We start from the raw sequence: 22,471 nt of genomic DNA, 5'->3' as shown, positions 1-22,471 counted from the left end.
CGTGGAACGTCTCGCTCACGCGGAGACACCGTCCACGCCGTCGCCCTCGCGCATCGGGACGCGTACGGACTTCTCGTCGGCGACGTTCTCGGCGATGTCGTAGCCCGCGTCGACGTGGCGGATGACGCCCATGCCGGGGTCGTTGGTGAGGACGCGGCGGATCTTCTCGCCGGCCAGCGGCGTGCCGTCGGCGACGGTGACCTGGCCCGCGTGGATGGAGCGGCCCATGCCGACGCCGCCGCCGTGGTGCAGCGAGACCCAGGAGGCGCCGGAGGCGACGTTGACCATGGCGTTGAGCAGCGGCCAGTCGGCGATCGCGTCGGAGCCGTCGAGCATGGCCTCGGTCTCGCGGTACGGGGAGGCGACCGAGCCGCAGTCGAGGTGGTCGCGGCCGATGGCCAGCGGGGCGGCGAGCTCGCCGGAGGCCACCATGTCGTTGAAGCGCTCGCCCGCGCGGTCCCGCTCGCCGTAGCCGAGCCAGCAGATGCGCGCCGGGAGGCCCTGGAAGTGGACCCGCTCGCCGGCCATCTTGATCCAGCGGTGGAGGGACTCGTTCTCGGGGAAGAGTTCGAGCATCGCCTTGTCGGTCTTGGCGATGTCCGAGGCCTCGCCCGAGAGGGCGGCCCAGCGGAACGGACCCTTGCCCTCGCAGAACAGCGGGCGGATGTAGGCCGGGACGAAGCCGGGGAAGGCGAACGCGCGGTCGTAGCCCGCGAGCTGGGCCTCGCCGCGGATGGAGTTTCCGTAGTCGAAGACCTCGGCGCCGGCGTCCATGAAGCCGACCATGGCCTCGACGTGCCTGGCCATGGACTCCCGGGCGCGGGTGGTGAAGCCGGCCGGGTCCTTGGCGGCGGCGCTCGCCATGTCGTCGAAGTCGACGCCGACCGGCAGGTAGGAGAGCGGGTCGTGGGCCGAGGTCTGGTCGGTCACGATGTCGATGGGCGCGCCCTCGGCGAGCATCTGCGGCAGCAGTTCGGCAGCGTTGCCGAGGAGGCCGATGGAGAGCGGGCGGCGGGCGTCGCGCGCCTCGGTGGCCAGCGCCAGCGCGTGGGCGAGGCTGTCGGCCTTCACGTCGAGGTAGCGGTGCTCGATGCGGCGCTCGATCGCGCGCGGGTCGACGTCGATGCAGATCGCGACGCCGTCGTTCATCGTCACGGCGAGCGGCTGGGCGCCGCCCATGCCGCCGAGGCCGGCGGTGAGGGTGATGGTGCCCGCGAGCGTGCCGCCGAACTTCTTCGCGGCGACGGCGGCGAACGTCTCGTAGGTGCCCTGGAGGATGCCCTGGGTGCCGATGTAGATCCACGAACCGGCCGTCATCTGGCCGTACATGGTCAGTCCCAGCTGCTCCAGGCGCCGGAACTCCTCCCAGTTGGCCCAGTCGCCGACCAGGTTGGAGTTGGCGATGAGCACGCGCGGGGCCCACTCGTGCGTCTGCATGACGCCCACCGGGCGGCCGGACTGGACGAGCATCGTCTCGTCCTGCTTCAGGGTCCGCAGCGTACGCACCATGGCGTCGAAGGAGCGCCAGTCACGCGCGGCCTTCCCGGTCCCGCCGTAGACGACGAGCTTGTCGGGGTGCTCGGCGACCTCGGGGTCGAGATTGTTCTGCAGCATCCGGAGGGCGGCCTCCTGCTGCCATCCCAGGGTGCTCAGTTCCGTACCGCGCGGGGCCCGTACGGGGCGGGGTCCTGACATGGGTGCCTCCTCCGATGTGACGTAACTATTCACATCCTGGCCTGATGAATAGTTGTAGTCAACAGCTGCGGTGCCACCCGTCCCGGTGGTCCTATGGATCCATGGCATCCCACCGTCGCGATCAGGCCGTCCGCGCCGCCGTCGAGCAGGGCCTCCTCACCTCCTCCTCCGGGCAGGTCGTCGCACTCCTCGACACCGCCGGGATCCGCGCGTCGGCCGCCGCCCTCGTCTCCGCCTTCGCCGCCGTCACCGACGCCCCCGTCCTGCACGCCTTCGCCGTGAAGGCCTGCCCGCTCGTGCCCGTCCTGCGCCTGCTGGACGCGTGCGGGCTCGGCGTCGAGGTCGCGAGCCCCGGTGAGCTGGCCCTCGCCCGCGCGGCCGGCGTGGCGCCGTCCCGTACGGTGCTCGACTCGCCCGCCAAGACGCCCGCCGAACTGCGCCAGGCCCTCGCGCTCGGGATCGCCGTCAACGCCGACAACCTCCAGGAGCTGGCCAGGCTCGACGCGCTGATCGCCGCCGCGCCGACCGCCTCCCCCGTCGGGATCCGGGTGAACCCGCAGGTCGGAGCCGGTTCGATCGGCGCCCTCTCGACCGCGACCGCCACGTCCAAGTTCGGGGTGGCCCTCCGGGACGAGGGCGCGCGGGAGGCCGTCGTCCAGGCGTACCTCGACCGGCCCTGGCTGACCCGGCTGCACACCCACTCCGGCTCGCAGGGCGTCCCCTTCTCGCTGATGGCCGAGGGCGTCGCCGCCGTGTACGACCTGGCCGAGGAGATCAACACCAAGGCCGGCCGGCAGCAGATCGACACCGTCGACATCGGCGGCGGGCTGCCGGTGAACTTCGCCTCGGACGAGGAGACGCCGACCTACGCCCAGTACGCGGCGCTGCTCGCCGGGACGGCGCCAGGTCTCCTCGACGGGCGCTACGGGCTCGTCACCGAGTTCGGCCGCTCGCTGCTCGCCAAGCACGGCACGATCCTCGCCCGCGTCGAGTACACCAAGACCTCGGGCGGACGCCCCATCGCGGTGACGCACGCCGGGGTCCAGGTCGCCACCCGTACCGTCTACGACCCGGCCTCCTGGCCGCTGCGCGTCCTCGCGTACGACTCCGAGGGCCGGCCCCACGACGGGGAGGAGACCGTCCAGGACGTCGCAGGACCCGCCTGCTTCGCGGGGGACCTGATCGCCACCGCGCGCCCGCTGCCGCTGCTGCGGCCGGACGACGTCGTGGCGGTGCCGGACACCGGCGCGTACTACTTCGCCCACCACTTCGCGTACAACAGCCTGCCGCGGCCGGCGGTCCACGGCTTCACGGTCCAGGACGGCGACGGCGGTGTCTCGTTCTCGACCGTGCGGCCCGCGCAGAGCATGGACGAGATCGTCGCCGAGGCGGGCGGCGACCGGGCGGACGCACTCCTGGGCTGACAACGGAGGCGACTGTCGCACCCCGGTGCTTCCATGGAGCCATGGCCATGAAGAGCATCGTCGTCGAACGCCGGATCCAGGCACCCCCAGGACCGGTCTGGGAGGCGATGACGGACCTGCGGGGCATGGAGCGCATGCTCAGCGGTGTGGACAAGGTCGAGGTGCTCACCGAGGGCACCTTCGGCGTCGGCACACGCTGGCGCGAGACCCGGACCATGTTCGGCAAGCAGGCCACGGAGGAGATGACCGTGACCGAGGCCGAGGCGCCGGACCGCTATGTGACGGTGGCCGACTCGCACGGCATGCACTACGTCTCCGAGATCGCGCTGCGCCCCGAGGGGGACGGGGGGACCGTGGTGCGGATGACGTTCTCGGGAGGCCCTGCCGAGGGGAACCGCCTGGGGTTCGTCGCCAGGCTGCTGAGCGGCCTGGGCGCCAAGGCGGCGAGCCGGGCGCTCGCGAAGGACCTGGACGACGTGGCGGCCTCGGTGGAGCGCCGCCACTGACCCTCGTCCGCACATACGTTCGCCCGTACGAGTGACAGTGCGGCGGGCATCAGGTGACGGGCCCCCGGGCAGGCGTTCTCCCGACGACGACGAGAGGCGCCCATGACCACGACATCACGATCCGACGAGCCCGCGGCCGAGCGGTCCGGGACGACCGGGGAGCCCGCGCTCAAGCGCGCCATCGGACCCAAGCTGCTGGTCCTCTTCGTGATCGGCGACATCCTGGGCACCGGGATCTACGCGACGACCGGCAAGGTCGCGGGCAAGGTCGGCGGTGCGCTCTGGCTGCCCTTCGTGATCGGTTTCGTCGTCGCGCTGCTGACGGCCGCGTCGTACGTGGAGCTGGTCGGCAAGTACCCGAAGGCGGCGGGCGCCGCGCTCTACACGCAGAAGGCGTTCAAGGTCCCCTTCCTCACCTTCATCGTCGCGTTCATGGTGATGTGCTCGGGACTCTCCTCCGCGAGCGCGGCGGCCCGCGCCTTCAGCGGGGACTACTTCCAGGAGTTCACGGACGCGATCCCCGCCACGCTCATCGCGATCGTCTTCGTCCTCGCCCTCGCCTGTCTCGCCCTGCGCGGGGTGTCCGAGTCCGTGAAGACCAACGTCGTCCTCACGCTCGTGGAGGTCACCGGGCTGCTGATCATTCTCGGGATCGGCGCCTGGGCCGTCCTGAGCGGTGACGGGGAGCCGTCGCGGCTCGGCGAGTTCGAGGCGTCGGGCAGCGGATACGCCCTGATCACGAGCGTGCTGGGGGCCACCGCGCTCGGATTCTTCGCCTTCGTCGGCTTCGAGGACTCCGTCAACATGGCGGAGGAGACGCAGGATCCGGTCCGCACCTTCCCCCGGGCCATCTTCATCGGCGTCGCCGTCACCGGCACCGTCTACGTCCTGGTCGCCCTGGTCTCCTCGCTCCTCGTCGACCACGAGGTCCTGGAGAGTTCCAGCGGGCCGCTCCTGGAGGTCGTGAAGGCCGGCGGGGTCGACTTCCCGCCGAAACTCTTCGCGCTGATCGCCCTCTTCGCCGTCACGAACTCCGCGCTCATCAACATCATGATGGCCTCCCGGCTCTGCTACGGCCTCGCCAACGAACGGGTCCTGCCGCGCGTGATGGGCAAGGTCCTGAAGCACCGCCGCACCCCTCTCACCGGCATCGTCTTCGCGACCGTCCTGACCATCGGCCTGGTCGCCACGGGCGAGATCGAGGGCCTCGGCGACACGACGGCCTTCCTCCTGCTCTGCGTCTTCGCCGTGGTCAACATCGCCGTCCTGGTGCTGCGCAGGGACCGGGTGGACCACGCCCACTTCCGTACGCCGACGGCGCTCCCGGTCATCGGCGCCGTCACGGCCCTGATCCTGGCGAGCCCGCTCGCCGACCGCTCGGCGGACGTGTACGTCCGGGCCGGTGTCCTGCTCGCGGTCGGGATCGGACTGTGGGTGGTGAACAAGGCCGTCCTGCGCGTGCGCGGGGAGGACTGAGGCGCGGCGGCCCTTCCGAGGCACACGGGACCCCTGGGGACGGACGGCCGCGGACCCAGGGGCGAATTCAAGCAAGCGAGCGGCATGTTCCGATGGAAAATGCCAGAACTCCTCCCCCCGACCGGAACGTTGAGTAGCGTCACGGTCACTGCCGTACGCCCGCACGCCGCATCGGGAGGGGAATCCGCGTGCCCGGAATCGACGAGTGCCTGCTGGAGGCCATGAGCCTGCCAGGCGCGCGCGGAGCCTGGCTGGTCGACTGGACCAGCGGGCTCGCCCTCGGCGCGGCGGGCGAGTCGCCGGTCGGCGACCACGAGACCACGGCGGCGGAGGCGGCCGAACTGGCCCGCGCGGCGGCGGAGTACGACTCCTTCGCCGGCATCGCCGCACCGACCACGGCCGTCGTCCTGGCGCCGCGCGCGAACACGCCCGGCGTCCCGGGCACCGGCGCGACCGGCTCCCCGGGAGCGGCCGGAACCGCGGCCACGGCGTCCGCCCCAGCCAGGGGACAGCGTACCGAAACCGCCTCCGCCGACGGCGGGTTGACCAAGGGTCCGCCCGTGGAGGATCTGATCGTCAGCACCCGCAGCGGCTATCACGTGCTGCGGTTCGTCGACACCGCCTTCGACAGCAGCGTCTTCCTGCACGTGTGGCTGGACCGGGACACCGGCAACCTCGCGCTCGCCCGGCTCAGACTCCGCGACCTCGCCGAGAGGCTGGTGCTCGGATGACCGTCTCACCCATGCTCGTCCGGCTGGCCGCCGAGCGCGCGACCGGCGCCCTGCTGCGCGACCACGGAACGCTCTACCTCGTCGACGGCCGCGTCGTGCACGCCGAGAGCCCGGCAGCGCCCGGACTCGACGTCCTGCTGACCGCCGGCGGACGGCTGGCCCGCGAGCGCTGGGACGAGGCCGTCAACCGGGCCGGGGCGCGCCGCGAGGTCGGCAGGTTCCTGGTGGAGAGCGGCCGGCTGCACGACGGCGAGCTGGAGATCTGTCACCTCGGCGCGGTCTTCGACGCGGCGTTCTTCGCCCTGGCCCCCGCCACCGGCCCGACCCGCTTCCGCTACGGCGTGTCCCACTGGTTCGGCGCGGTGCGCCCGGTCTCGACCGAGGCCGTCGAGCGCGAGACGGTACGCCGCCGCGAACTGCTGGACAGTGTCTGGCCGTACGCGGCGGTGGACACCGCCCCGGTCGTCGTCCGCGCCCCGGCGCCCGGGCAGACGGTGAGCCTGCGCCAGCGGGCGCTGCTCGCGGCGGCCGACGGGACGCGTACGCCCGCGGACATCGCCCGCCGGCTGGGCCGCCCGGCCTTCCACACGCTTCTCGACGTCCGCCGGCTCGCCGCCGCCGGCCTCGTGGAGACCCCGCCCGACCCCGTGGAAGCCCCACCGCCCGCCTTACCCGCCTGGGTCGGCGAGGTCGCGGCCGATCCGGACATCACCCTGCTGCGCCGGCTCCGCGACGCCCTGGAGGCAAGTCTGTGATGAGGCGTGCCCTGCGCCTGCGCGCCGAGAGGAGACAACTGATGTCGGCAGAAGCCGAGGTACTCGGCGAGCTGAGACGGCTGCGGGCCCGGCTACCCCAGCTGACCGGGGCGCTCGCGGCAAGCGCGGACGGCCTGGTGCTCGCCCATGACACCGCTTCCACGGAGGCGGAGGGGGTGGCCGCGCTGACCGCGGCGGCCCTCGGCGTGACCCAGCGACTGTGCGAGTCGACCGGACAGGGCGGCTTCCGCGAGCTGCTCGTCCGGGGCGAGAACGGTTACGTCGCCACGTACGCGGCCGGCGGCTCCGCCGTGCTCACGCTGCTCGCCGAGCCACGGATCAACGTGGGCCGGCTCCATCTGGAGGCCCGGCGGTCCAGTGCCCGGATAGGCGAGCTGGTCGACGGCGCGCTGGAGCGCAAGGACCTGAACCGGCACCAGACATAGCCGCGCCCCGGGACCGGCCCCCTGACCGGCCCCGACCGGACCTGAAGACCGATCGAAGACCGGTCGAAGAACCGAAACCGAACGAGAACCGAAACCGAAACCGGAAAAGGAAGTGCGACACCCATGGCGAACACCGAGACCGTCCTCAAGGAAGCCGCGTCCATCGAAGGCGCCATCGGCGCCGCTCTGGTCGACTACACCAGCGGAATGGCGCTCGGCACCATCGGCGGCGGCAAGGACCTCGACCTCACCGTGGCGGCGGCCGGCAACACGGACGTGGTCCGCGCCAAGGTCAGGACGATGGAGATGCTCGGGCTCCAGGACGAGATCGAGGACATCCTGATCACCCTCGGCACGCAGTACCACATCATCCGTCTGCTGAAGGGGCGGGGGAAGAACGGGCTGTTCCTGTACCTGGCACTGTTCAAGGACCGGGCGAACCTGGCGATGGCGCGTCACCAGCTGAAGAAGCTGGAGAACGACCTGGAGCTCTGACTCGAAAGACCGGCCCTAGTCCACGAAGAGGCCGCGAGCCGCCGCCTTCGTGTCGAACTCCTCCAGGCGCGCCTGGGCATCGGGCAGTTCGTCCGCCATGGCTTCCAGGAGCACGCGGCCGAGCAGCATCGGGGCGCAGGCCGTGTCGAAGGCGAGCCCGGTGCCGACGGCGGCCGGGATGAGCAGGTCGCTGTGGGCGGCGACGGGCGCGAACGCCGACTCGGCGACCGTCACCACGGTCAGTCCGGCGCCCCGGGCGTACTCCAGGGCCTCGACGACCTCGCGGGGGTGTCGGGGCAGCGCGAAGCAGAGCAGGGCCGTGGCCCCGGCCCGTACCGCCGCGTCGACCCGGTCGGTGAGCATCGAACCGCCCTCGTCGAGGAGGCGGACGTCGGGGTGGACCTTGGCGGCGAAGTACGCGAAGCCGCGCGCCTGCGAGGAGGCGGCCCGCAGCCCGAGGACGGGCAGCGGCCGCGAGGCGGCGAGCAGCCGGCCTGCGCGGGCGACGGGCGCGGGATCGGCGAGGAGCTCGGCGAGGTGGCGCAGGTTCTCGATCTCGGCGAGGACGGCCTGCTGGTACTCGTTGTGCTCGCCGGCCTTCTCCGAGGCCTCCCCCGCGGGCGCGACCTCGCGCAGATGGCGGCGGAGGGCCGGGTAGCCGTCGAAGCCCAGAGCGACGGCGAACCGGGTCACGGAGGGCTGACTGACGCCGGCGAGGTCGGCCAGCTCCACGCTGGACAGGAACGCCACGTCGCCGGCGCGGCGCACCATGCAGTGCGCGATCCGCCGCTGTGTCGGTGTCAGCCGATGGCCCTCGAAGAGCGCCTGCAGCCGTCCGGCCGGGCTGTCGCTCACGCCGTCCCCTTCCGCCTATTCAGTCACCGTGAACTCTGCATGAAGATATGCAGGAGGGCAAGAAATGCGGGGGATACCCCTACTGACACGTGGGGTCGGCGCTCCCTACCGTGACGAGTATGGACAGCCGCGACCCCGCCCGCACCGACGAGTTGAAGAACGAGCTGGACGCCACACTGCACGTCCGGCGGGAGCTGGGCGCGGAGTACGAGTCCGCGCTCATCGAGTCCTTCCTCGGCAAGGTGGAACAGAGCCTGGAGACGACGATCGACCGCCAGGTCCGCCGCCGCACGGCGGAGCAGCAGGTGGCGGCGGCCCGGGGCGTCCGCCCGCCGGGCACGGGCCCGGAGGGCTTCGGTGAGCGCTACGGCTTCGGCATCATCTCGCTGCTCCTGGCGATCCCACTCTCCGCGATCGCCGTCGCCCAGGCGGACCTCGAAGGCCTGATCGTCGCCTGGATCGGCATCGTCGGCGTGAACTTCGTCCACGCGACCGGCGGCCTGGAACGGCGCTTCGCGCGCCGGACGGACGACGAGGGCCGATAGCCCGTCGCGGCGAGGGCGGGCAGCCCTGGGCCGGAGCCCGAGTACCGCAAGGGACCGCGCCCGAGTACCGCAAGGGACCGGGCCCGAGAGCCGCAAGGGGCCGGGTCCGAGTACCGCAAGGGACTGGAGCCCGAGTACCGCAGGGGCCGGGTCCGAGCGCCCTGGGCCCGGAAAGACATGTGCGCGGGGACCGCCGCACCCCCATCGCTGGGGGGCGGGACGACGGCGGTCCCCGCGGGGGACACGGGCCCGGGTCAGGGCCGGTCTCGCGTCCGGAAGGCGTCGTCAGGAGGTCCGGGAGCCGCTCCGTAGTCCTTGACGCCGACAAGGAACAATGTGCCGGACGCGTGTTAAGCGGGTGCTGCGCGTACGTGTCGCGCTCGTACCGATTGCGCGAACGCCCGCTCGATCACGCGTCGCGCTACTTCGCGACGCCCTTCGACCCGCCGTTCGCCAGGAACGCCAGCAGGTCCTGTCGGCTCACCACACCCGTCGGCTTGCCCTCGACCAGCACGATCGCCGCGTCCGCCGACTCGCCGAGCACGGACATCAGGTCGGCGACGGGCTCGCCCGAGCCGACCTGCGGCAGCGGCGCGCTCATGTGACGCTCCAGCGGGTCCTCCAGGGACGCCCGCTTGGTGAACAGCGCGTCCAGGAGCTCTCGTTCGACGACCGAGCCGACGACCTCCGCCGCCATGACGTCCGGGTGACCGGCGCCCGGCTTCACGATCGGCATCTGCGAGACGCCGTACTCCCGCAGCACCTCGATGGCCTCGCCGACCGTCTCCTCCGGGTGCATGTGGACGAGGGAGGGCATGACGCCCTCCTTGTGCCGCAGCACGTCGGCGACGGTGGCGGAGGAGGTGTCCTCCAGGAAGCCGTAGTCGGCCATCCACTCGTCGTTGAAGATCTTGGACAGGTAGCCGCGGCCGGAGTCCGGCAGCAGCACGACCACGACGTCGTCCGGGCCGAGCTCCTTGGCGACCTCGAGCGCGGCCACGACCGCCATGCCGCAGGAGCCGCCGACGAGCAGGCCCTCCTCCTTGGCGAGACGGCGGGTCATCTGGAAGGAGTCCTTGTCGGACACCGGGACGATCGCGTCGGCGACGTTCCGGTCGTAGGCGGTGGGCCAGAAGTCCTCACCGACGCCCTCGACCAGGTACGGCCGGCCGGAGCCGCCGGAGTAGACGGAGCCCTCGGGGTCGGCGCCGATCACCTTCACCGAGCCGCCGGAGACCTCCTTGAGGTAGTTGCCGGTGCCGGAGATGGTGCCGCCGGTGCCGACGCCGGCGACGAAGTGGGTGATCTTCCCCTCCGTCTGCTCCCACAGCTCGGGGCCGGTGGTCTCGTAGTGGGAGCGGGGGTTGTTCGGGTTGGAGTACTGGTCCGGCTTCCAGGCGCCCGGGGTCTCACGGACGAGGCGGTCGGACACGTTGTAGTACGAGTCGGGGTGCTCGGGGTCGACGGCGGTGGGGCAGACGACGACCTCGGCGCCGTACGCCCGCAGCACGTTGATCTTGTCCGTGGACACCTTGTCGGGGCAGACGAAGATGCACTTGTAGCCCTTCTGCTGGGCCACGATCGCAAGACCGACACCGGTGTTCCCGGATGTGGGCTCGACGATGGTTCCGCCGGGCTTGAGCGCCCCGCTCTCCTCGGCCGATTCGATCATGCGCAGGGCGATGCGGTCCTTGACCGAGCCGCCGGGGTTGAAGTACTCGACCTTGGCCAGGACGGTCGCCTGGATTCCCGCCGAGACGTTGTTGAGCTTCACCAGCGGGGTGTTGCCGACGAGGCTGATCATCGAGTCGTGGAATTGCACCGTAATCTCCGGGGTCTCCGTAATGGTGCGTCCAGCGTATGCGTAGTCGGAGCGGGTTACGGGGCAGTTAGATCCTGAACGGCTTGAAGGAGGTGACTGCCCCCATGTCGAGGGCGAGGGTGGCACGGCGGATCGCGGCGGGCGCGGCGTACGGAGGCGGCGGCATCGGGCTGCTCGGTGCGGCGGCTGTGGGCGTTCTCCTGACCGAGGTGCAGCTGGCGAAGCGGAACGTGGGGGGTGGGGTGGCGCCCCTACCGCCGGGGGCGGACGGGCTGTACGGGCGCTCGTTCGCGGCCTCGGACCCCGGCTCGGTCCCTCTGAGGCTGGCCCTTCTGGGTGATTCGACGGCGGCCGGCCAGGGGGTGCGCCGCTCGGGGCAGACCCCGGGGGCGCTCCTGGCCTCGGGCCTGGCGGCGGTGGCGGAGCGGCCGGTGGTGCTGCGGAACGTGGCCCTGCCGGGGGCGCGCTCGGACGATCTGGAACGTCAGGTGTCGCTGCTGCTGTCGTCCCCGTCGGGGCCGCCGGACGTGGGCGTGATCATGATCGGGGCGAACGACGTCACGCACCGGATGCCGGCGACGGAGTCGGTGCGGCTGCTCGCGGCCGCGGTGCGGCGGCTGCGGACGGCGGGGGCGGAGGTGGTCGTGGGGACCTGCCCGGACCTCGGGACGATCGAGCCGGTCTACCAGCCGCTGCGGTGGCTGGCGCGCCGGGTGTCGCGGCAGCTGGCGGCGGCGCAGACGATCGTGGTGGTGGAGCAGGGCGGCCGGACGGTGTCGCTGGGCGATCTGCTGGGCCCGGAGTTCGCGGCCAACCCGCGGGAGATGTTCGGGGCGGACAACTACCACCCGTCGGCGGAGGGGTACGCGACGGCGGCGATGGCCGTGTTGCCTACGGTGTGCGCGGTGCTCGGTGTGTGGCCGGATACCGACCGTCTGGAGCCGGACCGTCACGAGGACATGCTGCCGGTCGCGAAGGCGGCGGCGGAGGCGGCGAGGGAGGCCGGTACGGAGGTCACGGGGGCGCGGGCGCCCTGGGCCCTGCTCAAGCACCGCCGCCGCCGGCGCCTCGCGGAACCGGCCTCGGCCCCGGATCCGGCCACGTCCCCGGAGGAGGTCCACAGGCCCTGAGGGGCCCGAGGAGGCCGCCCCCGGCCCCGGAGGGGCGGGGCCCCGCTCCCCGCCGGGCCCGGGAGGCCCCTCACCGGGCGGCGAGGCCCCCGTGGGGTTTCGGGGAGGGGTGGTGCGGGGGAGATGGACGTCAGAGGGCTGAGCGGGCGCTTAGAAAAGAGGTCCGCGTCACACCGCCCGGGCGGTGACCCGTGCCGTACGTGCAGGTAACTTCCCTTTCAGTCCGTCCACCCCGCATCCTCCTGGAGCCGTGATGCCCGAAGCCGTCATCGTCTCGACCGCCCGCTCCCCGATCGGCCGGGCCTTCAAGGGCTCCCTGAAGGACCTGCGGCCCGACGACCTCACCGCCACGATCATCCAGGCCGCCCTCGCCAAGGTCCCCGAGCTCGACCCGCGCGACATCGACGACCTGATGCTCGGCTGCGGCCTCCCCGGCGGCGAGCAGGGCAACAACCTGGGCCGGATCGTCGCCGTCCAGATGGGGATGGACCACCTCCCCGGCTGCACGATCACCCGCTACTGCTCCTCCTCGCTCCAGACCTCCCGAATGGCGCTGCACGCCATCAAGGCGGGCGAGGGCGACGTCTTCATCTCGGCCGGTGTCGAGATGGTCTCCAGCTTCACGAAGGGCAACTCGGACTCCCTGCCCGACACGCACAACCCCCTCTTCGCCGACGCCGAGGCCCGCACCGCCGCCGTCGCCGCCTCCGAGGGCTCCAGCTGGCACGACCCGCGCGAGGACGGCCTCGTCCCCGACGCGTACATCGCCATGGGCCAGACCGCCGAGAACCTGGCGCGCTGGAAGGGCATCAGCCGCCAGGAGATGGACGAGTTCGGCGTACGGTCCCAGAACCTCGCCGAGCAGGCCATCAAGAACGGCTTCTGGGAGCGCGAGATCACCCCGGTCACGACCCCGGACGGCACGGTCGTCTCCACGGACGACGGCCCGCGCGCCGGCGTCACGCTGGAGGGCGTGCAGGGCCTCAAGCCCGTCTTCCGCCCCGACGGCCTGGTCACCGCCGGCAACTGCTGCCCGCTCAACGACGGTGCCGCCGCGCTCGTGATCATGTCCGACACGAAGGCCCGCGAGCTGGGCCTGACCCCGCTCGCCCGCATCGTCTCCACCGGCGTCTCGGGCCTCTCCCCCGAGATCATGGGCCTCGGCCCGGTCGAGGCCTCCAAGCAGGCCCTCAAGCGCGCCGGCCTGACGATCGACGACATCGACCTGGCCGAGATCAACGAGGCCTTCGCCGCCCAGGTCATCCCGTCCTACCAGGACCTGGGTCTGGACCTGGACAAGGTGAACGTCAACGGCGGCGCCATCGCCGTCGGCCACCCCTTCGGCATGACCGGCGCCCGCATCACCGGCACGCTGATCAACAGCCTGCAGTTCCACGACAAGCAGTTCGGCCTGGAGACCATGTGCGTCGGCGGCGGCCAGGGCATGGCCATGGTCATCGAGCGGCTGAGCTAGTTCTGAGCTGAACCTGCCAGGGGGGCGCGCGGCAGCGCTCCCATGGCCATCCGACACGGGATCCAACCGCCCCGCGTCCCAGCCGTGACCGAATCTCCCCCAGGATGTGACCTATGTCCCGGGGGAGAGTCGTTCCCGCAGGTCACAGTAGTTTCGGGACTAAACACCCGGCCCAAATACCTGTCCATTTCGTGACGTAATGCACTGACAGGGGGCGCACTCCCAGGACAAGCTGATGTAGGAAGTCGGGGGGATCGACTCGGAATCGGGAGTACGTCAGTGAGCGCCATGTCTCTTGCCCTGCTGGTGACCACGGCCGCCGCCACGGCCGTGGGCGCCGCCGCCCTGCACGCTGCCCACGGTCTCCGTAAGCAGGTCGTCGCCCTGCGTGGCGAACTCGCCGCCGCGCGCGGGGTGTCCGTCCCGCACGCCAGGGAGACGCCTGCCGCGGAGATACGGGCCGCGGTCGCCGAGGCACTCGCCGAGGAGCGCGAGCGCGAGCTCGCCGAGGCGCGTGCCTTCTGGGCGGCCCAGGAGGCCCGTGACGCGGCCGACGCGCCCTCCCTGCTGGGCGGCCTCGGCGGTCCCGCCGAGGACGGCGGCCCCTTCTACGTGCCGCGCCAGGCGGACTTCGCGGGCCTGGAGGCCATGGCCCTGGAGGCGATGGAGGCCGAGGCCGCCGCGCTCGACGGCACCGGCGTCGACAGCGTCCTGGAGGAGTTCCCGGAGCTGACCGAGTACGCGGAGGACTCCCCGGAGCTCGCCGCGGCCCGCCGTCGCCACCCCTCGCACCCGGACTTCGTGCCGGTACAGACGCCGGTCGTCACGGACCACGAGCGCACCGTGTCGCGCCTCGAGGAGCTGGCCGACACGGGCACCGCGCTGACCGACGTACGCCCCGGCCCGCTCGGCACGCTCGACGTGTACGTCTTCGCCGACGGCACCACGCTCTGCATGACCCCCGGTCACCGCGAGACCGCCGAGCGCCTCGCCGAGGCCCTGCGCGCCGGCCGTACGCCGGTCCTCCTCGGCGGCTCCGGCGTCTCGGGCGCGTACGCCCTGACCTTCTCCTTCGGAGAGGCGGACGACGAGAACGTCTACATCCTCGCCGACCGCGTGATCGCCTCGCTCTGACCCGCCCGGCGGCCGCGCCGGGGGGCCACAGCGCCCTACAGCCCCGAGCGCGCCGCCGCATCCCGCACCAGCCTCACGGCCTCGCCCAGTTCCCCTTCCCGGGAGCCGGCCGGGGCCGTTCGCAGAGCCTCCGCCAGATCCGTTCCCGCGACGAGCAGTTGGTCGGCGACGGCGAAGACGCCCGCGTCCGGCATGATCCGGCCGCCCTCGTCCCCCACCGCCTCCGGCTCCTCGATCCGCTGCGCCCACAGCGCCAACCGCCGGGCCAGGTCGAGCCCTTCGGCGGCCGCGCCACGCTGGAGGCGGCTCTGCGGGGCGGCCCGGAGCCGGTCGGCGAACCGTTCGACGGCGGCGGTCAGTTCAGTCGTATCGAGCACTCCGCGACCCTACGCGCCCTCCACGCACTGTTGCCAACGCGCCGACGCTCGGGCACGGTGTCGGGAAGGAGCACACGGCAACACGCGTCCGGAGGCGCCGATGTCCCACGCATTCTCCGAAGAGACCCACCGCAACCTGCTCGCCCGAATCCCGCACTGCACCGGTCGTGAGATCTCCGACTGGCTCCGCACCGTCGAGGAAGGCCCCTCCCTCGTGCGCTTCGAGGAGAAGGTCAGCTGGCTCCGGGGCGAGCACGACCTCGCGTACGGCCACGCGAAGGCGATCATCCACGAGTACGACCTTCGACGGGCGGCCCGTCGACTGCTCTGACACCCGCCGCACCCTCGTCGGCGGCGCCCGCGTCGCCCGAACCGGTGTCCGGTGAGGGGCCCGGCACGGGCCCCTCACCCCCGGTAGAGTGGGAGAACGATGGTTCTCCCACGCGAGGGGTGATCGGACCATGCAGACCATGGACGCCGAGACCGCCGAGGCACGGCTGCTGGAGGCCGCCGAGGAGCTGTTCGACGAGCGCGGGGTGCAGGCGGTCGGCATGGACGCCATCCGCTCCGCGTCGGGCGTCTCGCTCAAGCGCCTCTACCAGCTCTACCCGTCCAAGGACCATCTGGTGTGGGCCGTCCTGAACCGCCGCGACAGCGCCGTCCGCGAGGCCATCGCCGCCCACGGAGCCGCCCACGCCACCACCCCGTACGAGCGCGTCCTGGCGGTCTTCGACCACCTCGGCGAGCGGTTCGCCGACCCCGGCTTCCGCGGCTGCGCCTTCATCAACACCTTCGGCGAGATGGGTGGCATCTCACCGGACGTCGCCGACATCGCCCGCGGGCACAAGCAGGCGCTGCGGGGGTACTTCGCCGAGCAGACCGCCGCCCTCGGGGCGCCCGGGGAGCTGGCCGACCAGCTGGCGCTGCTCGCCAACGGCGCCATGGTCGTCGCGGGCATCGACGGCTCTTCCGACCCGGCGGCGCAGGCGAAGGCCGCGGCCCGGGTCCTCCTGGACGCGGCGCTCCAGGGCTGACCGCGCCGCCCGAGCGCCGCCCCGACCCGCAGCCCCTCGGCCCACTCGCGGACGCGGAAGGGCCCGCCCGGCGGAAGCCGGACGGGCCCTTCGTCACACTCGCGTGTGCGCACGTGCGTGCGCACCTCCCGTGCGTCAGTCGTCGCCCTGCAGGATCGACAGAAGACGCAGCATCTCCAGGTAGATCCACACCAGGGTCAGGGTGAGGCCGAAGGCCGCCAGCCAGGACTCCTCGCGCGGGGCGCCGTAGTTCACGCCGTCCTCGACCTGCTTGAAGTCCAGGGCGAGGAAGCAGGCACCGAGGATGATGCCGATGACACCGAAGAGGATGCCGAGGCCGCCGCTGCGGAAGCCCAGGCCGTCACCGGCGCCGTCGAAGAGCGAGAAGAGCGCGTTGACCGCCATCAGCAGGATGAAGCCGATCGCGGCCGCCATCACGAAGCCGTAGAAGCGGCGCGTGACGCGGATCCAGCGCATCTTGTACGCGATCAGCACACCGGCGAAGACCGCCATCGTGCCGAGCACCGCCTGCGCGACCACACCGGGAGAGATGTAGGTCGAGACCGCAGCGGAGATGACGCCGAGGAAGAAGCCCTCGAAAGCCGCGTAGGCAAGGATCAGCGCAGGCGACGGCTTGCGCTTGAACGACTGGACCATCGCCAGGACGAAGGCCACCAGGGCGGCGCCGATGGCCACCCCGTAGGACTTGCCGAGGTTCTCCGGGTCGACCGGCATGACGATCCACGACAGGGCCGCGAAGATCACGACCGTGCCGAGCGTCATGGCCGTACGGCTCACGACGTCGTCGATCGTCATCACGTTGCCGCGGGTCTGCTCCGGGGCGCCGAGCTGGGTGTCCTGGGCGTACGGGTTGGTCGCGTACGGATTCGCCGCGCCCTGTGCGTACGGGTCGGTTCCGACGGCGGGGCCCCCGGCCTGCGGCTGCGGCGGCGGTGTGAAGCCGGCGTGGCCGTTGTCGCGGCTGAACCCCCGTCGCGAGAAGACCGGGTTACTGCTCCTCATCTCACTCCTCCATGGCCGCACTGCGCGGCCTTGCGTCAAGAGTAATCGGGAAGCAAAAGAAACTCCCTAGTGCTCGGGGAGGATCTTTCCGAGATCGTTAGGGAGACGCCGGGGGGCGACGGCGGTGAGCTGTGCCCGGAACCGGACTCGAACCGGTACGGCCCGAAGGCCAGCGAGGTTTAAGCTCGCCGTGTCTGCATTCCACCATCCGGGCATGGCGCGCGGCTCCGCGTCGGCACATGAGCCTATCGGGATGCGTCGCTCGTTCAGCGGAACGCTGGCCCGATGTTGTCTTATTTTATTGACGCCTGAGTGTGCGTCAGTGCAGGTGGGGCCTGGTCTGACGGAGTGTGACAGGGCTCCCGGCCGCAAAGGCCCGGCCACCGGAATGACGGAAAGTCGCCGCCTGGACACGCCCGGAGCGGCACACTCCCCCGGGGTACCGACCTCTCAGGGGTCCCGTCATACCTCAGGAGGAGACCCCGCCCTCCCGGTCCGACTCGAGTCGCCCCCGGGAACGGGCATGTGGGCGGACGACCCGGGCCTCAACGCTCGACACGATGGAGTGGTTCCCGAACACCTCGCAGTGACAGGAGTCCCTCGTGACCACCACCCCCACCGTCTCCCGCGCCACCGCGGTGGCCGCCCGCGCCACGGATCTCTCGAAGGTCTACGGACAGGGCGAGACCCAGGTGGTCGCCCTGGACCGGGTCACCGTGGACTTCCGGCAGGGCGAGTTCACCGCGATCATGGGCCCCTCCGGCTCCGGCAAGTCGACCCTGATGCACTGCGTCGCGGGCCTGGACTCCTTCAGCTCCGGATCGGTGCGCCTGGGCGAGACCGAGCTCGGCACCCTCAAGGACAAGCAGCTCACGCAGCTGCGCCGGGACAAGATCGGCTTCATCTTCCAGGCGTTCAACCTGCTGCCGACGCTGACGGCGCTGGAGAACATCACGCTGCCGATGGACATCGCGGGCCGCAAGCCCGACAAGCAGTGGGTGGAGAAGGTCATCGACATGATCGGCCTGTCCGGCCGGCTGAGCCACCGTCCCACGCAGCTCTCCGGCGGCCAGCAGCAGCGCGTCGCCGTGGCCCGCGCCCTGGCCTCGCGCCCCGAGATCATCTTCGGTGACGAGCCGACCGGAAACCTGGACTCGCGCTCCGGCGCCGAGGTCCTGGGCTTCCTGCGCAACTCGGTACGGGAACTGGGCCAGACGGTCGTCATGGTCACCCACGACCCGGTCGCCGCGTCCTACGCGGACCGGGTGATCTTCCTCGCGGACGGCCGGATCGTCGACGAGATGATCGCCCCGACGGCGGACGGCGTGCTGGACCGCATGAAGGCCTTCGACGCCAAGGGCCGCACGAGCTGAGGCACCCCCGGGGCTGACGCCCCGGTCCGCGGCCCTTCGACGTTCCGCCCCCGACTCGGGGGCTCCCACCCCAGGACACACACATGTTCCGTACCGCCTTGCGCAACGTGCTCGCGCACAAGGCCCGGCTGCTGATGACCGTGCTCGCCGTCATGCTCGGCGTCGCCTTCGTCTCCGGCACCCTGGTCTTCACCGACACCCTCTCCCAAGCCTTCCGCAGCCAGTCGGCCAAGAGCTACGACGACGTGGCCGTCGCCGTGGAGCACTACCCGAACCCGGCGGAGGCCGCCAAGGAGCCCGGCCTCTCCCAGAGCGTCGTCGACCGCCTCGGCAAGCTCGACGGCGTCGACTCCGTCACCGGACGGGTCGACGGCTTCGCCGGCGTGCCCGACAAGGACGGCAAGCTGATCGGCGTCGGCTGGTCCAACAAGGGCACCAACTTCGCCCCGGGCGCCGACGGCAAGGACCGGGCGTACGACTTCGTCCAGGGCGCCGGCCCGGTCGAGGACGGGCAGATCGCGCTCGACAAGGACACCGCGGCCAAGGGCGGCTACCAGGTGGGCGACCGCGTCCGCGTGGCCACCAACGGCCCGGTGAAGGAGTACACGCTCTCCGGTGTCTTCACCACCGAGGACGGCGCGGTCAGCGCCGGCGGCAGCCTGGTCCTCTTCGACAACTCCGTCGCGCAGAAGCAGTTCGTGAAGGAGGGCTTCTACCGCAGCGCCACCATCGCCGCGACCCCCGGCACGGACGCCGACAAGCTCCTGGACGAGGTCCTGAAGGTCGTCCCGAAGGCCGCCACGGCCCAGACCGGCCAGGCGCTCGCCGACCAGCAGGCCGAGGACATCGAGGCCGGGCTCGGCGCGCTGAAGCAGGTGCTGCTGGGCTTCGCCGGCATCGCCCTCTTCGTCGGCGTCTTCCTGATCGCCAACACCTTCACCATGCTGGTCGCCCAGCGCACCAGGGAGCTCGCGCTGATGCGCGCCGTCGGCGCCTCGCGCAAGCAGATCACCCGTTCCGTCCTCGCCGAGGCCGGACTGGTCGGCCTGGTGGCCTCGGTCGTCGGCTACGGCCTCGGCATCGCGATGGCCGTCGGACTGCGCTCGGGCATGAACGCCTTCGACCTGAAGGTGCCGGGCGGCCCGCTGGTCCTCACCGCCGCCCCGCTCGTCGCCGCGCTCGCCGTCGGTGTCCTGATCACCATGTTCGCCGCCTGGCTGCCCGGCCGCCGCGCCGCGAAGATCCCGCCGGTCGCCGCCATGAGCAGCGTCCACGCCGCGGCGACGACCAAGTCGCTGGTGGTCCGCAACTCCATCGGCGCCGCGCTCACCGCGCTCGGTGTGGTCCTCATCGTGCTCGGCGCCGGCACCGGCGGCGACGACGGCCGGATGTACATCGCGGGCGGCGCCTTCGTCACCCTCGTCGGTGTGATCGTGCTGATCCCGCTGCTCTCCCGCCCGGTGATCGCCCTGATCCGCCCGCTCTTCGTCGGCCTCTTCGGGGTCTCCGGCAAGCTCGCCGGACTCAACGCGGTCCGCAACCCGCGCCGTACCGGCGCCACCGCCTCCGCGCTCGCCATCGGCCTGACCCTGGTCACCGGCCTGTCCGTGCTCGGTACGACGGTCGGCGCGGCGCTGGACAAGATGACGACGGAGCAGATCCGCGCCGACTACATGATCTCCATGGCCTCCGGCGAGGGCATGAACACCGACACGCTGGCCGCGATCGAGAAGACCCCCGGCGCCACGGCCGTCTCGCCGCAGCTGGCCGGCTGGTTCACGCTCAAGGGCAAGGACGTCTCCGCCTCCGGTGTCACCCCCGGCGACATCGAGAAGCTGATCAAGCTCGACACCGTGAAGGGTTCGCTGAACTCGCTCGGCGAGGGGCAGATCGCGATCGCGGAGAAGACCGCGGCCAAGCAGGGCTGGAAGGTCGGCGACACGCTGCCGGTCGAGTTCGGCGACAAGAAGAAGGGGAAGCTGACGGTCGGCGCGATCTTCGAGGACAGCGAGTTCGTCTCGCCGGTCGTGATCGACGCGAAGACCATCACCGCCCACGAGCAGCAGTCGTACATCCCGCAGATCTTCGTCTCGATGGACGGCGGCGCCTCCGCGGCCAACGAGAAGGCGATCGCGAAGGCCATGGGCGACAACCCGGCCATCACCGTCATGGACCAGAAGGACATCCGTGACCTGTTCGGCGGCCAGATCAACATGCTCCTGAACATCATGTACGGCCTGCTGGCGATGGCCCTGATCATCGCGGTCCTGGGCGTCGTGAACACCCTGGCCATGTCCGTCTTCGAGCGTCAGCAGGAGATCGGCATGCTGCGGGCGATCGGTCTCGACCGACGCCGCGTGAAGCGGATGGTCCGTCTGGAGGCCGTGGTCATCTCGCTCTTCGGCGCGGTCGTCGGAATCGGTCTCGGCTCGTTCCTCGGCTGGGCGATCGGCGAGACGTTCAAGAGCAGCCTGCCGGGCTACGCGCTGGTGCTGCCCTGGGACCGGATCGGGGTCTTCCTGGTCCTGGCCGGACTGGTCGGCGTCCTGGCCTCCCTGTGGCCGGCCCGCAGCGCCGCGAAGCTCAACATGCTGACGGCCATCAAGACCGAGTAGCAGCGCACGCAGGGCGAAGGGCCGGGCTCCCCCACGGGAGCCCGGCCCTTCGCGTCTCAGCGGCCGAGCGGGCAGCGGGTCGGCGTGTCAGTGGGTCACGCCTACTCGTTCCACACCCGCGGCCGCAGCGCGACGCCCGAGGTCCCCGACTCCGGTGTCTTCACAGCGAGGAACTGGTTCACACCGATCCGGTTGCGCTCGAAGGAGACCGCGCAGGCCGCCATGTAGAGCCGCCAGATCCGCGCCCGGCCCGGTGAGGTGCTCCGTACGGCACGGGCCCAGTCGCCCTCCAGATTGGCCACCCAGCGGCGCAGCGTCAGGGCGTAGTGCTCGCGGATCGCCTCCACGTCACGCACCTCGAAGCCGGCGTCCTCCAGCGTCGTCAGCGTGCGTCCCATCGGGGCGAGTTCGCCGTCGGGGAAGACGTACGCGTCGATGAAGGGGTCGATCCGGTAGGCCTCCTCGTCCGGCTCGGGGCGGCGGGAGATCTGGTGGTTGAGCAGCCGGCCGCCGGGCTTGAGCAGGGCGTGCAGTATGTCGGCGTACTCGCGGTAGCGGGTCTCGCCGACGTGCTCCGCCATGCCGATGGACGAGATCGCGTCGTACGGCCCGTCCTTGACGTCCCGGTAGTCCTGGACCCGGATCTCGATCCGGTCCGTCAGGCCCTCCTCGGCGATCCGCTTGCGGGCGTACGTCGCCTGCTCGCGGGAGAGGGTGATGCCGACGACCCGCGCGCCGTACTCGCGGGCCGCGTGCATGGCCATCGAGCCCCAGCCGCAGCCGACGTCGAGGAGCCGGTCGCCCTCCTTCAGGTTCAGCTTGCGGGCGATGAGGTCCAGCTTGTCGCGCTGGGCGTCCTCCAGGGTCCCGTCCTCGGTCCAGTACGCGCACGAGTAGACCATCGACGGCCCGAGGACCAGTTCGTAGAAGTCGTTGCCCACGTCGTAGTGGTGACTGATCGCCTGCTTGTCGCGGCGCTTGCTGTGGCGCGATCCGGTGCGCCGGCGCACCTCCTCGGCGGGCGGTGCGGGTGGTGGCAGGGGTCTGGCCAGCTTCAGGAACGCCGCGGCCGCGGTGCGCAGCTTCGGATCGCGTACGGACGCCAGGGCGCTCCTGGTCTCCTCGCCGCGCTCCCAGAACAGCCCCGCCAGCCGATCCAGGACCTCGTAGAGATCACCCTCGACGTCGATCTCACCGGCCACCCAGGCCCGCGCGAGGCCCAGTTCGCCGGGCCTCCACAGCAGCCGGCGCAGGGCGCGCCGCTCCCGGACGATCAGGACGGGGCCATCCGCGGGTCCGGCTTCGCTGCCGTCCCAGGCTCGCAGACGCACCGGGAGCGGGGACCCCAGCAGGTCCTCCGCGAGAGTGGTCAGCCGCGATGCGGCGTCGGCCATGGTGCACACCTCCGTGATGTCGTGCCCCAGAAATGCTCGTGACCACGTAAACACCGTCCGTAGGCGAATACAGTCCCGCCGCCGCACAACGACTCGGCAAAAACACGCGAAAGGGCCGTCCGCACCACGGATGGCGGACGGCCCTTTCGGTGACGTCGGGTACTGCT

General features: G+C 71.4%; 21 protein-coding genes and 1 tRNA gene. 15 read left to right on the top strand and 7 right to left on the bottom strand.

What is annotated here, in order from left to right; all coding sequences use genetic code 11:
- Positions 1-15 precede the first annotated feature (15 nt).
- A complete protein-coding gene (gene hutU / locus ACF1G2_RS28575; protein WP_391801046.1) occupies positions 16-1,695 on the bottom strand; it encodes a urocanate hydratase in 1,680 nt (559 codons plus the stop codon).
- Positions 1,696-1,796: 101 nt separating this feature from the next.
- Here hutU and ACF1G2_RS28570 point away from each other — a divergent pair, with 101 nt between their 5' ends.
- From ACF1G2_RS28570 to ACF1G2_RS28540, 7 genes are all read left to right on the top strand, one after another.
- Complete coding sequence (locus tag ACF1G2_RS28570; protein WP_391801045.1) at positions 1,797-3,119, top strand: diaminopimelate decarboxylase; 1,323 nt, start codon at positions 1,797-1,799, stop codon at positions 3,117-3,119.
- A gap of 41 nt (positions 3,120-3,160) precedes the next feature.
- Positions 3,161-3,625 (top strand): SRPBCC family protein, encoded by a 465-nt coding sequence (locus tag ACF1G2_RS28565; RefSeq protein ID WP_391801044.1) that lies wholly within the window; start codon positions 3,161-3,163, stop codon positions 3,623-3,625.
- Positions 3,626-3,727: 102 nt separating this feature from the next.
- Positions 3,728-5,101, top strand: coding sequence for an APC family permease (locus ACF1G2_RS28560; RefSeq protein WP_391801043.1), 1,374 nt, complete (start codon positions 3,728-3,730; stop codon positions 5,099-5,101).
- Between the two features lie 188 nt (positions 5,102-5,289).
- Positions 5,290-5,832 carry a hypothetical protein gene (locus ACF1G2_RS28555; RefSeq protein ID WP_391801042.1) on the top strand — a complete coding sequence of 181 codons (543 nt, stop codon included), beginning with the start codon at positions 5,290-5,292 and terminating at the stop codon, positions 5,830-5,832.
- The gene (locus ACF1G2_RS28550; protein ID WP_391801041.1) at positions 5,829-6,587 is read left to right on the top strand and encodes a transcriptional regulator; all 759 of its coding nucleotides are present in this window, start codon (positions 5,829-5,831) and stop codon (positions 6,585-6,587) included. Before ACF1G2_RS28555 ends, ACF1G2_RS28550 begins: the two co-directional genes overlap by 4 nt.
- On the top strand, positions 6,587-7,033 hold the full coding sequence (locus tag ACF1G2_RS28545) for a roadblock/LC7 domain-containing protein (protein ID WP_391801040.1): 447 nt from the start codon (positions 6,587-6,589) through the stop codon (positions 7,031-7,033). Before ACF1G2_RS28550 ends, ACF1G2_RS28545 begins: the two co-directional genes overlap by 1 nt.
- 123 nt (positions 7,034-7,156) lie before the next feature.
- On the top strand, positions 7,157-7,528 hold the full coding sequence (locus ACF1G2_RS28540; protein ID WP_391801039.1) for a hypothetical protein: 372 nt from the start codon (positions 7,157-7,159) through the stop codon (positions 7,526-7,528).
- 15 nt (positions 7,529-7,543) lie between these two features.
- On the opposite strand, the gene ACF1G2_RS28535 is transcribed toward ACF1G2_RS28540, so the two are convergent.
- A complete protein-coding gene (locus ACF1G2_RS28535) occupies positions 7,544-8,383 on the bottom strand; it encodes a MurR/RpiR family transcriptional regulator (RefSeq protein ID WP_391801038.1) in 840 nt (279 codons plus the stop codon).
- Between the two features lie 119 nt (positions 8,384-8,502).
- On the opposite strand from ACF1G2_RS28535, the gene ACF1G2_RS28530 reads away from it, so the two are divergent.
- Positions 8,503-8,928, top strand: coding sequence for a hypothetical protein (locus ACF1G2_RS28530; protein ID WP_391801037.1), 426 nt, complete (start codon positions 8,503-8,505; stop codon positions 8,926-8,928).
- Between the two features lie 421 nt (positions 8,929-9,349).
- On the opposite strand, the gene ACF1G2_RS28525 is transcribed toward ACF1G2_RS28530, so the two are convergent.
- A complete protein-coding gene (locus ACF1G2_RS28525; protein WP_391801036.1) occupies positions 9,350-10,750 on the bottom strand; it encodes a cystathionine beta-synthase in 1,401 nt (466 codons plus the stop codon).
- Positions 10,751-10,869: 119 nt separating this feature from the next.
- On the opposite strand from ACF1G2_RS28525, the gene ACF1G2_RS28520 reads away from it, so the two are divergent.
- The 3 genes from ACF1G2_RS28520 to ACF1G2_RS28510 all read left to right on the top strand — a co-directional run bounded on the left by ACF1G2_RS28520 (position 10,870) and on the right by ACF1G2_RS28510 (position 14,488).
- Entirely contained in the window at positions 10,870-11,880 is a 1,011-nt protein-coding gene (locus ACF1G2_RS28520) for an SGNH/GDSL hydrolase family protein (RefSeq protein ID WP_391801082.1), read from the top strand.
- A gap of 253 nt (positions 11,881-12,133) precedes the next feature.
- On the top strand, positions 12,134-13,354 hold the full coding sequence (locus tag ACF1G2_RS28515; protein WP_383168703.1) for an acetyl-CoA C-acetyltransferase: 1,221 nt from the start codon (positions 12,134-12,136) through the stop codon (positions 13,352-13,354).
- A gap of 279 nt (positions 13,355-13,633) precedes the next feature.
- Positions 13,634-14,488 (top strand): hypothetical protein, encoded by an 855-nt coding sequence (locus ACF1G2_RS28510; RefSeq protein WP_391801035.1) that lies wholly within the window; start codon positions 13,634-13,636, stop codon positions 14,486-14,488.
- Positions 14,489-14,523: 35 nt separating this feature from the next.
- On the opposite strand, the gene ACF1G2_RS28505 is transcribed toward ACF1G2_RS28510, so the two are convergent.
- Positions 14,524-14,865: a hypothetical protein gene (locus ACF1G2_RS28505; protein ID WP_391801034.1), complete on the bottom strand. Its 342-nt coding sequence runs from the start codon at positions 14,863-14,865 to the stop codon at positions 14,524-14,526.
- 100 nt (positions 14,866-14,965) lie between these two features.
- Here ACF1G2_RS28505 and ACF1G2_RS28500 point away from each other — a divergent pair, with 100 nt between their 5' ends.
- Complete coding sequence (locus ACF1G2_RS28500; protein ID WP_352188531.1) at positions 14,966-15,196, top strand: DUF4287 domain-containing protein; 231 nt, start codon at positions 14,966-14,968, stop codon at positions 15,194-15,196.
- Positions 15,197-15,335: 139 nt separating this feature from the next.
- Complete coding sequence (locus tag ACF1G2_RS28495) at positions 15,336-15,899, top strand: TetR/AcrR family transcriptional regulator (protein ID WP_391801033.1); 564 nt, start codon at positions 15,336-15,338, stop codon at positions 15,897-15,899.
- A gap of 135 nt (positions 15,900-16,034) precedes the next feature.
- Here ACF1G2_RS28495 and ACF1G2_RS28490 read toward each other — a convergent pair whose 3' ends face one another.
- Positions 16,035-16,922, bottom strand: a complete 888-nt coding sequence (locus ACF1G2_RS28490) for a Bax inhibitor-1/YccA family protein (protein WP_391801032.1) — start codon at positions 16,920-16,922, stop codon at positions 16,035-16,037.
- A gap of 132 nt (positions 16,923-17,054) precedes the next feature.
- Positions 17,055-17,136: transfer RNA gene (locus ACF1G2_RS28485), tRNA-Leu, on the bottom strand.
- Between the two features lie 388 nt (positions 17,137-17,524).
- Between ACF1G2_RS28485 and ACF1G2_RS28480 the strand changes: the two genes are divergently transcribed.
- Both ACF1G2_RS28480 and ACF1G2_RS28475 read left to right on the top strand, forming a co-directional pair.
- Complete coding sequence (locus ACF1G2_RS28480) at positions 17,525-18,295, top strand: ABC transporter ATP-binding protein (RefSeq protein ID WP_352188528.1); 771 nt, start codon at positions 17,525-17,527, stop codon at positions 18,293-18,295.
- Between the two features lie 83 nt (positions 18,296-18,378).
- Positions 18,379-20,910 carry an ABC transporter permease gene (locus tag ACF1G2_RS28475; RefSeq protein WP_391801031.1) on the top strand — a complete coding sequence of 844 codons (2,532 nt, stop codon included), beginning with the start codon at positions 18,379-18,381 and terminating at the stop codon, positions 20,908-20,910.
- Positions 20,911-21,011: 101 nt separating this feature from the next.
- On the opposite strand, the gene ACF1G2_RS28470 is transcribed toward ACF1G2_RS28475, so the two are convergent.
- Positions 21,012-22,304, bottom strand: a complete 1,293-nt coding sequence (locus tag ACF1G2_RS28470) for a class I SAM-dependent methyltransferase (protein WP_391801030.1) — start codon at positions 22,302-22,304, stop codon at positions 21,012-21,014.
- Positions 22,305-22,471 lie beyond the last annotated feature (167 nt).

Origin of the sequence: Streptomyces sp. NPDC013457, from assembly GCF_043089925.1 — a bacterium.
Classification (GTDB): domain Bacteria; phylum Actinomycetota; class Actinomycetes; order Streptomycetales; family Streptomycetaceae; genus Streptomyces.
Note: the sequence above shows the minus strand (reverse complement) of the source record. Positions and strands in the feature narration are given on the sequence as shown.

What these genes read in the sequence shown, in the direction of transcription:
- ACF1G2_RS28565 (WP_391801044.1), top strand. Translation starts at nt 3,161, where the DNA reads ATGGCCATGAAGAGCATCGTCGTCGAACGCCGGATCCAGGCACCCCCA.
- ACF1G2_RS28475 (WP_391801031.1), top strand. Translation starts at nt 18,379, where the DNA reads ATGTTCCGTACCGCCTTGCGCAACGTGCTCGCGCACAAGGCCCGGCTG.
- ACF1G2_RS28540 (WP_391801039.1), top strand. Translation starts at nt 7,157, where the DNA reads ATGGCGAACACCGAGACCGTCCTCAAGGAAGCCGCGTCCATCGAAGGC.
- ACF1G2_RS28500 (WP_352188531.1), top strand. Translation starts at nt 14,966, where the DNA reads ATGTCCCACGCATTCTCCGAAGAGACCCACCGCAACCTGCTCGCCCGA.
- ACF1G2_RS28570 (WP_391801045.1), top strand. Translation starts at nt 1,797, where the DNA reads ATGGCATCCCACCGTCGCGATCAGGCCGTCCGCGCCGCCGTCGAGCAG.
- ACF1G2_RS28515 (WP_383168703.1), top strand. Translation starts at nt 12,134, where the DNA reads ATGCCCGAAGCCGTCATCGTCTCGACCGCCCGCTCCCCGATCGGCCGG.
- hutU (WP_391801046.1), bottom strand. Translation starts at nt 1,695, where the DNA reads ATGTCAGGACCCCGCCCCGTACGGGCCCCGCGCGGTACGGAACTGAGC.
- ACF1G2_RS28490 (WP_391801032.1), bottom strand. Translation starts at nt 16,922, where the DNA reads ATGAGGAGCAGTAACCCGGTCTTCTCGCGACGGGGGTTCAGCCGCGAC.
- ACF1G2_RS28560 (WP_391801043.1), top strand. Translation starts at nt 3,728, where the DNA reads ATGACCACGACATCACGATCCGACGAGCCCGCGGCCGAGCGGTCCGGG.
- ACF1G2_RS28470 (WP_391801030.1), bottom strand. Translation starts at nt 22,304, where the DNA reads ATGGCCGACGCCGCATCGCGGCTGACCACTCTCGCGGAGGACCTGCTG.
- ACF1G2_RS28495 (WP_391801033.1), top strand. Translation starts at nt 15,336, where the DNA reads ATGGACGCCGAGACCGCCGAGGCACGGCTGCTGGAGGCCGCCGAGGAG.
- ACF1G2_RS28545 (WP_391801040.1), top strand. Translation starts at nt 6,587, where the DNA reads ATGAGGCGTGCCCTGCGCCTGCGCGCCGAGAGGAGACAACTGATGTCG.
- ACF1G2_RS28550 (WP_391801041.1), top strand. Translation starts at nt 5,829, where the DNA reads ATGACCGTCTCACCCATGCTCGTCCGGCTGGCCGCCGAGCGCGCGACC.
- ACF1G2_RS28530 (WP_391801037.1), top strand. Translation starts at nt 8,503, where the DNA reads ATGGACAGCCGCGACCCCGCCCGCACCGACGAGTTGAAGAACGAGCTG.